Annotated in this window: 9 protein-coding genes; 8 read left to right on the top strand and 1 reads right to left on the bottom strand. The window is 62.5% G+C overall.

Annotated features, from left to right (window positions below; translation table 11 throughout):
* Nucleotides 1-19: 19 nt before the first annotated feature.
* Complete coding sequence (mct, locus tag BW974_RS19665) at nt 20-1,174, bottom strand: succinyl-CoA:mesaconate CoA-transferase (protein WP_076432113.1); 1,155 nt, start codon at nt 1,172-1,174, stop codon at nt 20-22.
* 152 nt (nt 1,175-1,326) lie between these two features.
* Here mct and glmS point away from each other — a divergent pair, with 152 nt between their 5' ends.
* From glmS to acs (BW974_RS19625), 8 genes are all read left to right on the top strand, one after another.
* The gene (gene glmS / locus BW974_RS19660; protein WP_076432111.1) at nt 1,327-1,767 is read left to right on the top strand and encodes a methylaspartate mutase subunit S; all 441 of its coding nucleotides are present in this window, start codon (nt 1,327-1,329) and stop codon (nt 1,765-1,767) included.
* Between the two features lie 11 nt (nt 1,768-1,778).
* Nucleotides 1,779-3,227 (top strand): methylaspartate mutase subunit E, encoded by a 1,449-nt coding sequence (locus BW974_RS19655; RefSeq protein WP_076432109.1) that lies wholly within the window; start codon nt 1,779-1,781, stop codon nt 3,225-3,227.
* Entirely contained in the window at nt 3,224-4,534 is a 1,311-nt protein-coding gene (locus BW974_RS19650) for a methylaspartate ammonia-lyase (RefSeq protein WP_245800204.1), read from the top strand. The genes BW974_RS19655 and BW974_RS19650 overlap by 4 nt, the downstream gene beginning before the upstream one ends.
* Nucleotides 4,535-4,537: 3 nt before the next feature.
* A complete protein-coding gene (gene mch, locus BW974_RS19645; protein ID WP_076432107.1) occupies nt 4,538-5,611 on the top strand; it encodes a 2-methylfumaryl-CoA hydratase in 1,074 nt (357 codons plus the stop codon).
* A 32-nt stretch (nt 5,612-5,643) separates the two neighbouring features.
* The gene (citE, locus tag BW974_RS19640; protein ID WP_076432105.1) at nt 5,644-6,666 is read left to right on the top strand and encodes an L-malyl-CoA/beta-methylmalyl-CoA lyase; all 1,023 of its coding nucleotides are present in this window, start codon (nt 5,644-5,646) and stop codon (nt 6,664-6,666) included.
* Between the two features lie 107 nt (nt 6,667-6,773).
* On the top strand, nt 6,774-8,708 hold the full coding sequence (gene acs / locus BW974_RS19635) for an acetate--CoA ligase (RefSeq protein ID WP_076432103.1): 1,935 nt from the start codon (nt 6,774-6,776) through the stop codon (nt 8,706-8,708).
* 157 nt (nt 8,709-8,865) lie between these two features.
* Nucleotides 8,866-10,761: a bacterio-opsin activator domain-containing protein gene (locus tag BW974_RS19630; RefSeq protein ID WP_076432101.1), complete on the top strand. Its 1,896-nt coding sequence runs from the start codon at nt 8,866-8,868 to the stop codon at nt 10,759-10,761.
* 159 nt (nt 10,762-10,920) lie between these two features.
* Nucleotides 10,921-12,912, top strand: a complete 1,992-nt coding sequence (acs, locus tag BW974_RS19625) for an acetate--CoA ligase (RefSeq protein WP_076432099.1) — start codon at nt 10,921-10,923, stop codon at nt 12,910-12,912.
* The last annotated feature ends 62 nt before the right edge of the window (nt 12,913-12,974 follow it).

The following is a 12,974-nucleotide window of genomic DNA, read 5'->3' as shown; positions in this document are numbered from 1 at the left end:
TAACCGGCCGTTTCCGCCTTCAGACGGATTTTTCCTCGCCGAGCAGTTCCTCGCGGTGTTCGTCCAGCAAGGGCGCGCGGGTGCCGGGTTTCGGCGGCGTTTCGCTCATTTTGATGGGCGACCCTGCGATAGTCACCGACTCGTCCGTTCCCGGTTGTTCGACGTTCACGAGCATGTCGCGGGCATCGACGTGGTCGTCCTCGAACACGTCGGCCACGTCCTGCACCGGGGCGCAGGGAACCGAGCCTTCGAGGACGGTGCACACGTCGTCAGCGGAGTGGACGGCCGTCCACTCCGCGATTACCCCACGGAGCAGCTCTCGGTGCTTCAGACGGTCGGCCGTCGTTGGATAGTCGGCGGCGAGGTCGGGGCGCTCCATCGCCTCGCAGAGCGCGGTCCAGTGGTTGTCGCCGAACGCGGCGATGACGACGTAGCCGTCCGCGGTTTCGAAGGCGTTGTAGGGAAACAGCGTCGGATGGGAGTTGCCGCGGCGATTCGGAACCTCGTCGGTGTAGGAGTACTGATAGACGGTTCGTTCGCACAGCGAAATCATCGAATCGTACATCGCGGTATCGACGTACTGGCCCTCGCCGGTTCGGTCGCGGTGGTGGAGCGCGGCGAGGATGCCGACGGCGTTCAGCGTGGCGGTGAACAGGTCGCCGATTCCCGGCCCGACTTTCGTCGGCGGGCCGTCCTCGTCGCCGGTAATCTGCATCACGCCGCCGAGGGCTTGCGCGATGAGGTCGAAGGAAGGTTGCCCCTGGCGGTGGGTTTCGCCCGTGCGCGGGTCGCCGAATCCGCGGATTGACGCGTACACCAGTTCGGAGTTGCGTTCGCGGAGGGTTTCGTATTCGAGGTCGAACTTCTCCATCGTCCCGGCGCGGAAGTTCTCCACGACCACGTCGGCGTCCTCGGCCAGTCGGAGGAAATCCGCGCGGTCGTCCTCGTCGGTCAGGTCGAGTTCGAGACTTCGTTTACCACGGTTGATACTCTGGAAATACCCTCCGTAGGCGTCGTCGTCCCCGACGAACGGCGGGTTCGGCCTGATGAGGTCGCCGCCGGGGCGTTCTACTTTTACCACGTCGGCTCCCAAATCCGCGAGAAGCATCGTGCAGTACGGCCCGGCGAGCACCTGTGTGAGGTCGAGAACGCGCAGGTCATCGAGCGCTGGCATCGCTCCATCCGTCGCTAACCCGAAACAAAAACCTTATCAATTAATAATGTGGTTTGTGAATTAGGCACACACTAGCTCCCTAAAGGGCCTTAAACGCATTAATCATGAAAAAACATTACCTTTAACTTCTGTCCATTGTAGATACCGATGCGATGTCTGCTACAATAATCCTCGGTGTTATCGGGTCCGACGCACACGCCGTCGGCATCACGATACTCGACCAAGCGCTCTCGACGGCTGGCTTCGATGTCGTCAACATCGGCGTCCAGTCCAGCCAGCAGGACTTCATCAGCGCGGTGGAAGCACACGAGGGTGATGCGGTACTCGTCTCCTCGTTGTACGGCCACGCCGAACAGGACTGCCGTGGTTTCCACGAGGCCATCGAGTCCGCCGGTCTCGACCCCATCACCTACATCGGCGGTAATCTCGCCGTCGGGCAGGACGACTTCGAGCAGACGAAGGCGTGCTTCCGAGCGATGGGGTTCGACCGCGTTTTCGACTCCGAAACGAAGCCGATGGAAGCGATTGCCGCCCTCAAAGCGGACATGAACATCACGGAATCCGAAGCCGAACGAACGAGGCTCACGTCCTGAATCCCCTCCCCATGTTACGCGATACACGACTTTCCGCAGAGAAGCTGTCACGAATCGACGAACGAATACGCGACGACTGGTCGGTCGAGCCGTTCGATTTCGAGGAAGCAGTCGCCTACCACGACTCGCTTCCCGACAAAAAGCGGTTTGCGAAGGTGCTCCAGCGCGCCGACCGGCCGCTTCTCCAACCCCGCGCTGGCGTTCCGCGGCTGGACGACCAAATCGCACTTCTCCGCCACCTCGAAGGCGCGGGCGGCGCGGACTTGCTCCCGACGACCATCGACTCGTACACGCGGGACAACGAGTACGAAAAAGCCCAGCAGGGCCTCGAAAACGCCCGCGAAAGTGGCGACGACACGCTCAACGGGTTTCCCGCCGTCAACCACGGCGTCGAAGGTTGTCGGAAACTCATCGAAGGCGTTGACGCCCCAATCGAAGTGCGCCACGGAACGCCCGACGCTCGCCTCCTCGCGGCCGTCACCTTCGCTGGCGGGTTTCAGAGTTTCGAGGGCGGCCCAATCTCGTACAATATTCCGTACACGAAAGAGCGCGACCTCGCCCAGACAATCGAACACTGGCAGTACGTTGACCGCCTCGCCGGGGCCTACACCGCACGCGGCGTCGAAATCAACCGCGAACCGTTCGGCCCGCTGACCGGCACGCTCGTCCCGCCGTGCATCGCGATTGCAATCGGGGTGGTCGAAGGCTTACTCGCCGTCACGCAGGGTGTTCGGAGCATCACGCTCGGCTACGGACAAGTCGGCAACCTCGTGCAGGACATCGCTGCCCTGCAAGCCCTTCGTGAACTCGGCGAGGAATACCTTCCCGGCGACGTGACCGTGACGACGGTTTTCCACGAATGGATGGGTGGTTTCCCACCCGACGAGGCCCGCGCGAACGGCGTCATCGCGCTCGGCGCGGCCACCGCCGCAATCGCAAACCCGGACAAGGTTATCACCAAATCGCCGCAGGAGTTCGGCGGCGTTCCAACGAAGGAGGCAAACGCCGCAGGACTGCGAACCACCAGACAGATACTCGATATGGTGTGCGAACAGGACATCGACGTGGACGGCATCGAGGAGGAGCGCGAGTTCATCGAGGACTCCGTGCGGTCGCTGCTGGACACGATTCTCGAACTCGGCGACGAAGACGTTGCACAGGGCATTGTTGCGGCGTTCGAAACCGGAACCATCGACGTTCCGTTCGCTCCAAGCGATAGCGCGAAGAGCGCGGTGTTACCGGCCCGCGACGACGACGGGCGGGTTCGAATCCTCGAATTCGGCGACCTCGCGCTCGAACCGGAACTCAAGTCGGTTCACACCAACCGACTCGACCGCCGGGCGCGCGCGGAGAACCGAACCACTTCGTTTCAGATGGTCGCGGACGACGTGGACGCCATCAGCGACGGCCGACTCATCGGCCGTCGCGGAAGCAGTCAGTCCGGGGGTGGCGGAGCGTGACTTCCGCCGAATCCGGCCACACGAGAATCATCGAATCAGTTCGTGCGGTGCCCGCCGTCTCCGGATTTTTCTTCGACGACCAGCGCGCCATCAAGGCGGGCGCAGAACAGGACGGATTCGCGTATCGGGGCGACCCGGTGACGCCCGGTTTCGACCGCGTTCGACAGGCCGGAGAGGCCGTCAGTGTCCTGCTCGAACTCTCCGACGGCACAGTCGCTCGCGGCGACTGTGCCGCAGTTCAGTACTCCGGCGCGGGCGGCCGCGATTCGCTCTTTCGAGCGCCGGAGTTCGCGCCGGTAATCGAAGAAATCGTTTCGGATTCACTCGTCGGACGCGCCGCGGGACAGTTCCGCGACAACGCGGACATCCTCGAAGGACTCACCACCGACGGCGAACGACTGCACACCGCGATTCGGTACGGCGTCTCGCAGGCGCTGCTCGACGCCGCCGCAATCGCCCGCCACGGTACGAAAACCGACGTTCTGGCCGACACCTACGGGACTGTTCCCGCGAGCGACCCGGTTCCCGTCTTCGGGCAGTCGGGCGACAATCGGCGCAAAAACGCAGAAAAGATGCTGTTGAAGGGCGTTCCCGTCCTCCCCCACGGTCTATTCAACAGCGTCGAGAAGGTGGGTTCGGACGGCGAGCGATTGGTCGAGTATCTGGCGTGGCTCTCGAACCGTGCGGTCGAACTCGGCCCGGAGGGCTACGACCCGCGATTCCACGTTGACGTGTACGGCATCCTCGGGGAACTTTTCGTGCCGCCGTACGACCGCGCGGAAATCGCGGACTACTTCGCCGACCTCCGGGAGGCCGCGGCCCCGTTCCCGTTGCAGGTCGAAGGGCCGATGGACGTTGGCGGACGGGAAGAACAGATTTACGCCATGGCCGAACTCCGCGACGGACTCGCCGACGCGGGCGTTAACGTGGACATCGTGGCCGACGAATGGTGCAATACGTTCGAGGACGTGCGGGCATTCGTGGACGCGGGCGCGGCCGACGTGGTGCAAATCAAGACGCCCGACCTCGGCGGCATCGGGCGAAGCGCGGAAGCAGTGCTGTACTGCGACGGTACCGACACTCGCGCGTATCTCGGCGGGACGTGCAACGAAACGGTCACCTCCGCGCGAGCGTGCGCGCACGTCGCGCTCGCCACCGACGCCGCCCAGACCCTCGCCAAACCGGGCATGGGCTTCGATGAAGGGTACATGGTGATGGAAAACGAAATGCGGCGGGCGATTTCCCGCCGCAAAGCACGGACGAAGCAGATAGGAACGAAAGAGACACCGAATGAAACTCGGAGATAACAGATGACAGATTGGACAGACTCACGAACGTTTTCGAACGCGCTGGAGCGAGCAGAGACGCTGGAAAAGGGGAGCTGCTTCGAGGATTTCAGCGAGGGACAGACTATCGAACACGCGGCGGGACTCACGCTCTCGGCGCACGCCAACGAGCTGTGGATGAGCCAAACGCTCAATCACGACCCGGTCTACTGGCGGTCCGACGCCGCGCGAGCAGTTGGCTACGACGACTCCCCGATTCATCCGGATTACCTGCTCGCCAGCGTGATGGGGCCGAGCGTCGAGGATTTGAGCGAGAAAGGCGGCTACTTCCTCGGCAGAGACGACGTGTCGATTCACGACCCGACGGTCGCGCCGGGAACCGAGATTCGCGTCGAATCGATGGTCGAAGCCAAACGCGAATCGAGTTCCCGTCCCGACTACGGCATCGTGACGTGGGAGACGACCGGATTCGACGCCGAAACGGGCGACTCCCTCCTGTCGTACACCCGAACGAACATGATTCCGCGCCGGGAACCGATGGCCACGGACGGCGGGCGCGAGAGTCCGACGGACTCTCGCGCGACCGGGGAAACCGACGACTCCGGCCTCCCGAGCGAGTTCGTTTCGCCCGACGGCCCGTATTTCGAGGACTTCCGCGACGCTCACGAACGAACGACCAACCGTGATGCGGCGGTCGCTTACCGCCACGAACGCGGGCGAACGATGGACGACGTGATGGTGGCGACACTGCCGCTCGTGACGCTCAACACGGCGAAACAGCACCACAACGACGACTACATGGCCGACTCGCCATCCGGCGAAATCGTTGCGTATGGCGACGTGACCCGGTCGGTCGCGCTCGGGCACGCACGCTCGGACGAACGAACCTACCGCGAAATCGGATACGGCGACGAGCAATTTCACGACTTCGTGACCGTCGGCGACACAATCTATGGATTCACCCGTGTCCTCGCTACCGAGGACACGGACGACTCGGAGGCCGGGGAAGTCACGTTCGAACACTACGCGTTCAACCAGCGCGACGAACCGGTGTACTCCGGCACCCGAACCGCACTGATTCAGAAACGAAACCAGTAGGCGAAATCACGAAACACACCCACGAAATACCAATGACAAAGACGAGACTCTGCCGAACGTTCCAGACCGCACCCGCCGCCGTCCCCCGGGACGACAGCGCGAAATACCTCCGCTCCGGCCTCACCGCGGAGGGATTTTCGGCCCCCGACTGGCTGGTGCCCGACCTCGAAGACGGCACCGCGCCGGAGATGAAAGACGAGGCGCTCGAAAACGTCCGGGAGTTGCTTCCGGAGTACGCGCCCGCATTCTCCGGCGAGATCTGGCCGCGCGTCGAGTGGGCCTACGACAGCGAATCGCTCCGCGAGCGCGGCGTCGAACAAATCGAGACGCTCGCCGAAACCGTCGGCGAACACGTCGATGGATTCGTGGTTCCGAAAGTCGGGCGTCTCGAAGACGTGAACGCCGCGGAATCGGCGGTCGCCGCCGCGGGCCGCGAAACCGGCACTGACATCGAACTGGCCGTCATCGTCGAATCGGCGCGCGCCCGTTCTGACCTTCGGGAGATATCCAAATTCGGGCACGAATCCCTTCTGACCGCGCTCGTGTTCGGGCCGGTCGATTACACCGCGGAACTCGGCGGGCGCGAAATCGGGAAACGACCCGACTGGTCGGGACTCTGCGAAGCCCTCTCGAACGAAGCGAGCGCGAACGACCTGCTTTCGATTGGCGGGCCGTTCGACCGCCTGTTCCGCGAGCGCGCGGGTGTCACGTTCTACAACGGCGACGGCTACGCCGACCACGTCGAGCGCGAAGCGCGGGTCGGCCTCGACGGCAGTTGGTCGCTCCACCCCAATCAGACCGCGCAAGCGAACCGCATCCACCTGCCGACCACCGACGAACTTCGCACCGCGGTTTCGAAAATCGAGACGTTCGTCGAAGCGAAAGGAACCGGGACGGGGGCGGTCGCAATCGACGGTCAGATGGTGGACGAAGCGACGCTGAAGAACTTCGAAAACACGGTCGAGACGGTTGCTATCGTCCACGGGATGCAGGACGAGCAGACGAAAGAACGGTACGACGACGGGTTGCTCGACCGGGCGCTCGCACTCCGATAATCCGACCTAGCGGAAACGTGCCCGCTTTTCGCACGTCTCTTTCTGTCACTTTCGTCAACTCTGTGTAGGCGAACGATTTTTGTCTTTTTGCACGAACCTCGAAACGAATGGCCAACGGGAGTAGAAAGGAGACAACCCACGGACGCGACTGGGAGACGCCGCCATCGTCGTTCGTTAGCGGAGCAAACGTCACCGCGGGCGACCGCGACGCCCTCCGCGAAACGGGATGGCCGTCGTGCTGGAAGACCGCCGCCGAACTTCTGGACTGGCATCGTTCGTTCGACGCGGTACTGGACGACGATGGTTCGACGCGCTGGTTTCCCGGCGGTCGGTTGAACGCCTCGCACAACTGCATCGACCGCTACGTAGCGAATGGTCGCGGCGACGAGACGGCGCTTATTTGGGAAGGAAAACTCGGGGAGACGCGAACCTACACCTACCACCAACTTCGGGATGAAGTGAATGCGTTCGCGGCGGCCCTCCGAAATCTCGGCGTCGGCGAGGACGACGTCGTCACGCTCTATATGCCGATGGTTCCGGAACTGCCGATTGCGATGCTGGCGTGTGCGCGAATCGGCGCACCCCACAGCGTCGTCTTCGCCGGTTTTTCGGCCAACGCGCTCGCAACTCGGTTGGCCGGTGCAGACTCCGAATATCTCGTCACCTGCGACGGTTACTACCGCCGGGGAACCGCGCTCCATCTCAAAAGCATGGCCGACAATGCCTGTCTCTCCGTCGAACAGGACGTCGAACAAATCGTCGTCAATCGACTCGGTGACGACGGGGAAATCGGTGACGCTCGTTCCTACGCCGACCTCGTTGCCGACCACGACGGGGTCGAAATCGACCCCGTCGAGCGCGATTCGGACGATTCTCTGTTTCTCATCTACACCTCGGGAACCACGGGCGAACCGACGTTAGTCGAGCACACGACCGGTGGCTATCTGTCACACGTCGCGTGGACGAGCCACGCGGTGTTCGACCTCAAGCCGGAGGACACGCACTGGTGTTCTGCCGACGTCGGCTGGATTACCGGCCACTCCTACGCCGTTTACGGCCCCCTCGCGCTCGGGGCGACGACCATTTTGTACGAAGGGACGCCCGACCATCCCGAAAAGAACCGTCTCTGGGAAGTCATCGAGCGCAACGAGGTGGACGTGTTCTACACCGCGCCGACCTCCATTCGGGCGTTCATGAAGTGGGGAAGCGAATATCCAGAACAACACGACCTCTCCAGCCTTCGACTTCTCGGAACCGTGGGCGAACCCATCGACGAAACTGCGTGGCGCTGGTACCGCGAACACGTGGGCGGCGGCGAATGTCCAATCGTGGATACGTGGTGGCAGACCGAAACCGGCGGCGTCGTCCTTTCGACGCTCCCCGGTGCAGACCGAATGCGACCGGGTGCAGTCGGACGGGAACTCCCCGGAATCGGGGCGACAGTCGTCAACGAAGTCGGTGAGGAAGTCCCGCCCAGAGAATCGGGACGCTTGGTTCTCACTCGCCCGTGGCCGGGGATGGCGCGGTCGCTTTGCGAAGACGCTGGATGGGGTGTCCGCCGAACGAGTCGTGCCGACGGCCAGTGGCAGTACGACACCGGCGACAACGCCGTCCGGGACGAGGACGGCTATCTCCACCTTCTCGGGCGGGCCGACGACGTGCTCAACGTGTCTGGCCGTCGGTTGAGTACGGCGGAAATCGAATCGGCCATCGTCGGCGTAGACGGCGTCGCGGAAGCCGCCGTCGTCGGCGGGACGGACACGATGAAAGGGTCGAAAGTTCACGCGTTCGTCAGTCCCGAATCGAACGTCGCGGGCGACGAGGTGCTCAGAACGCGCGTCCAGTCGGCCGTCGAATCGGCCATCGGGTCGATTGCGGCACCCGATTCCGTCACGTTCACGCCATCTCTACCGAAAACGAGGTCGGGCAAAGTCGTCCGGCGGTATCTGAAAGCCATCGCAAACGGAGAAGACCTCGGCGACACGAGCGCGCTCCGAAACCCGGAGGTCGTCGGGGAACTCGAATCGCTTCTGAACGAGTAGTTTCGCGCTTTCGCACAAAGACGAAACGACTCGTTCCCGCTCTGGAAAACGGTTCTCACCTAATTTTGTGCAGTTCTCTTCTTTCGAGGGGAAGAACAGTCGAGAGCTGTCCGTTCTTACCCGAAGATTTATTCGTCTCTCCAGAGAAATACGAAATATGAGCGGTGCGGAAGACACGGAGTTCCTGACGACGCCGGAGTACGAGCGTCTCCGTCGCGGAACCGAAACCTACCGTGAAGACCTCGTCGTGGCGCTGGCAGGACGCGTCGGACTCCGTCCCTCGGAACTGACCCGCATTTGTCCCGCCGACATCACCGAGCGCGAACGCGACGGAGAACGATTCTATTTCCTCTCCGTCCCAGATGGAGACGGCGAAACGCGGGCGGCATACGTCCCGCCCGAAATCGCCCACGACCTCCGAAAGTTCGCTACCGCGAACGACGTTTCCCGGTACGACCCGTTTATCGCGGTGTCACCACGCCGCGTTCAGATGGTGGTAAGCGACGTCGCAGACCGCGTTGACGACCTTCGAGACGTTACCTGCCGCGACCTCCGCAAGTACTTCGCGTGGCGGAGCCTCGTCGAGGAGGACATCGACACGCGGGTGGTGCAGACCGTCGGTGGGTGGAAGAGCCTCGAAAGCCTCGCCCCGTATCTCGACAGGCCGACCACGACCGACATTATCGACGCGTTCGCGAAGCCGCACCGGCAATCGAGTCGTAACGGCGGCCGGGTCGGCCGCCGTTACGACCACCGCGAACACCGTCACGACCCCTGCAAAGACGACCACTGGGAACACGACCACCGCGAACACAATAGCCGGGCGGACTCTCGCCGCTCCGAACTGCTTCGATGTATGGGTGAGTTGGGCGAAACCCTCGCGGAGGCGTCCACGACTGAAGCCGTGGAACGCACCGTTTGCGACCATCTCTCGGGCATCTACCGCGCCGTCTGGATTTGCGACGCGGACGGCTCGCCACGAACGAGTGCTATGCCCGAACGAAACAACACTGACGACGTTCTCGATGCCGTCCTCGACGGTATCGGCGTGCTGAAAGACGAGATTCCCGACGTGACGATAGTCGGCGAAGCGGTGACCGACGACCCATCAGCCGATGGGTCGTCGGTCGGTGTGTCGGCCGATATGTCGGCTACTTCGTCGGTCGATAAAGTGCCGCTTACCGGGCCGCTGTCCCGGTGTTCGTTCGCCGTCGCGCCGCTCCGGTCGAACGAAACCGTTCACGGACTGCTCTGTGTCGCCAACGACGCGTTTCGGCCGACAGACAGGACGCTCCTCGCCGATGTCGGCAGACGAGTCGGCCGAACTATCACGTCGATTGCGCGCAAACGCCTGTTGTTGGCGGACACCGGCGTAGTGCTTTCGCTGCGCAGCACCGACGATGGTGTCTTTCTCGTTTCGGCTTCGGCGGAACTCGACTGTCGGTTCGCGCTCGAAGGTGTGGTGCCGATAGCGAACCATTCGCTGCTCTACTTCGTCACGGCCAGCGGGGCCGCCGTCGGCGACGTTCTCGATAGGATAACCGCCGCGGACGCTGTCGAGGATGCTCGTCTCATCCGCGACTACGAGGACGACGCGCTTTTCGAGTTCGTCGTTTCCGGCGACTCGCTCGCGACGATACTCGTGGAACGCGGCGGCACCGTCCGCGAACTGTCGGCCGAATCGGGTGTCCTCGACGTTTCCGGCGTTTTTTCGGAGCAGGTAGATATTCGTCGCGTCGTGGAAACCGTCGAACGGTCGTTTCCGGCGACGGATTTGCGCTCGAAACGCAAGGTTTCCGAACCCGCCCGGAGCACGGTCAATGTCCAGCAGACGGTACACGACCGGTTGACCGAGCGCCAGCAGACGGTTCTCCGGGCCGCCTATCTCGCCGGATATTTCGAGTGGCCCCGCGGGAGTACCGCCGAGGAACTCGCGGCGTCGATGGACGTTTCGTCGCCGACGCTTCACAACCACCTCCGGAAGGCACAACAGAAAGTGTTCGATACAGTGTTCGAGGACGACAGCGGGTCGGCGGACGCAAATAGACACTAACTGTTTAATTTCACTCGGCTGCTGGCGTCGGATTCGTCCTCTCTCGTCGGTAGTGAACTCCTACCCTCCCCGAGGAGCGTCTCTGTGTTGGAAAATCGACTGTTTTGTATAGTTAGCTCCACCACTTATATAATATCGTGAGTCTTGTGAACTTGGCCCATGACGGAAAATAACGATGTCGAACTCGAAGCGCGTCTCGAAAACCGAGAGCGGTTCGAGCCCCCACAGTCGTTTGTCGAGCAGGCGAACATCGTGGACGACGCCATCTACGACGAGTTCGAGCAGAACTGGCCGGAGTGTTGGACGCAAGCGGCCGATTTGCTCGATTGGGAAGCGGAGTACGATACGGTTCTCGACGATTCGAACCCACCGTTTTACGAGTGGTTCACGGGCGGGTCGCTGAACGCCTCGGCGAACTGCCTCGACCGCCATCTCGAAAATCGCGGGGACGAGGTCGCAATCGAGTGGGTCGGGGAACCGACCGACGAGGACGACCGAACTTACACCTACAACGACCTCCATCGGGAGGTCAACGAGTTCGCAGCAGCACTACGCGACCTCGGCGTCGGTGAGGACGACATCGTTACGCTGTACATGCCGATGGTGCCGGAACTGCCGATAGCGATGCTGGCGTGTGCGCGAATCGGCGCACCCCACAGCGTCGTCTTCGCCGGATTCTCCGCGGACGCGCTCGCAACCCGGATGAATGCGGCGGATTCCGAGTTCCTCGTCACCTGCGACGGTTACTACCGTCGCGGTGACGCCCTCGAACACAAAGCGAAGGCCGACGAGGGGCTTTCGGGCGTAGACCACGAGGTATCCGCGGTGGCCGTCGTTGATCGACTCGGCGACGAGTACGACCATCCGATGGCCGAGACGCACCACGATTACGACGACCTCGTGGCCGAAAACGCGGGAGCAGACGTCGAACCCGTGTCGCGGGATGCAGAAGACATGCTCTTTTTGATGTACACGTCCGGAACGACCGGACAACCGAAGGGCGTGAAACACACGACGGCGGGCTATCTCTCGTGGGCGTCGTGGACATCGCAGGCGGTTCTGGACATCAAACCGGAGGACACCTACTGGTGTGCGGCGGACATCGGCTGGATTACCGGCCATTCGTACATCGTCTACGGCCCGCTCGCGCTCGGGACGACGAGCGTGATGTACGAGGGAACGCCGGATTATCCCGACCGTGACCGTCTCTGGGAAATCGTGGACGGGTACGAGGTAGACCAACTCTACACTGCTCCAACCGCAATTCGCGCGTTCATGAAGTGGGGCAGTCAGTATCCGGAACGACACGACCTCTCCTCGCTCCGATTGCTCGGCACCGTCGGTGAACCCATCAACCCGCGCGCGTGGAAATGGTACTACAAGCACATCGGAAACGAGGACTGCCCAATCGTGGATACGTGGTGGCAGACCGAAACCGGCGGCATGATGCTCACCACGCTTCCCGGCGTGAAGGACGCGAAACCCGGCAGTGCTGGCCCGCCACTTCCCGGCATCGACATTCGCGTTGTCGATACGCGCGGTGAGGAAGTCGACCCCGGACGGGCAGGCTACCTCACGGTCAACAAGCCGTGGCCGGGGATGCTCCGGACGCTGTACAACAACGACGAGCGCTTCATTTCGGAGTACTGGGCCGAATACTCGGACACCGAGAGCGACGACCCGGCGGACTGGGTGTACTTCCCCGAAGACGGCGCGAAGATAGACGAGGACGGCTACATCACGGTTCTCGGGCGCGTGGACGACGTTATCAACGTCTCCGGCCATCGCCTCGGAACGATGGAAATCGAGAGCGCAATCGTCGGCGTGCAAGGCGTCGCCGAGGCCGCCGTCGTCGGTGGCCAACACGACATCAAAGGCGAGGCTGTGTACGCCTACGTCATCACGGAGGAGGATTCCGAGGGCAACGATGACCTGCACGACCGAATCGTCGAGGGCGTCGAAGACGCCATCGGTCCAATCGCGCGCCCCGAGGAAATCGTGTTCACGCCGGAACTGCCGAAAACGCGCTCCGGGAAAATCATGCGTCGGTTACTGGAAGACATCGCCAACGGCGAGGAGTTGGGCGACACTTCGACCCTCCGCAATCCGGATGTCGTCGAAGACATCGCGGAAACGGTCGGAGACGACTGAACGCCGCTCGAATCAGGACGACCACGAATCGGGACGACCACAACTCATCGAAACCAGTCAAC

The sequence above is a fragment of the Haladaptatus litoreus genome, from assembly GCF_900156425.1.
Lineage (GTDB): Archaea > Halobacteriota > Halobacteria > Halobacteriales > Haladaptataceae > Haladaptatus > Haladaptatus litoreus.
The sequence above is the reverse complement of the archived record's forward strand: the minus strand, read 5'-3'. Positions and strand labels throughout refer to the sequence as shown.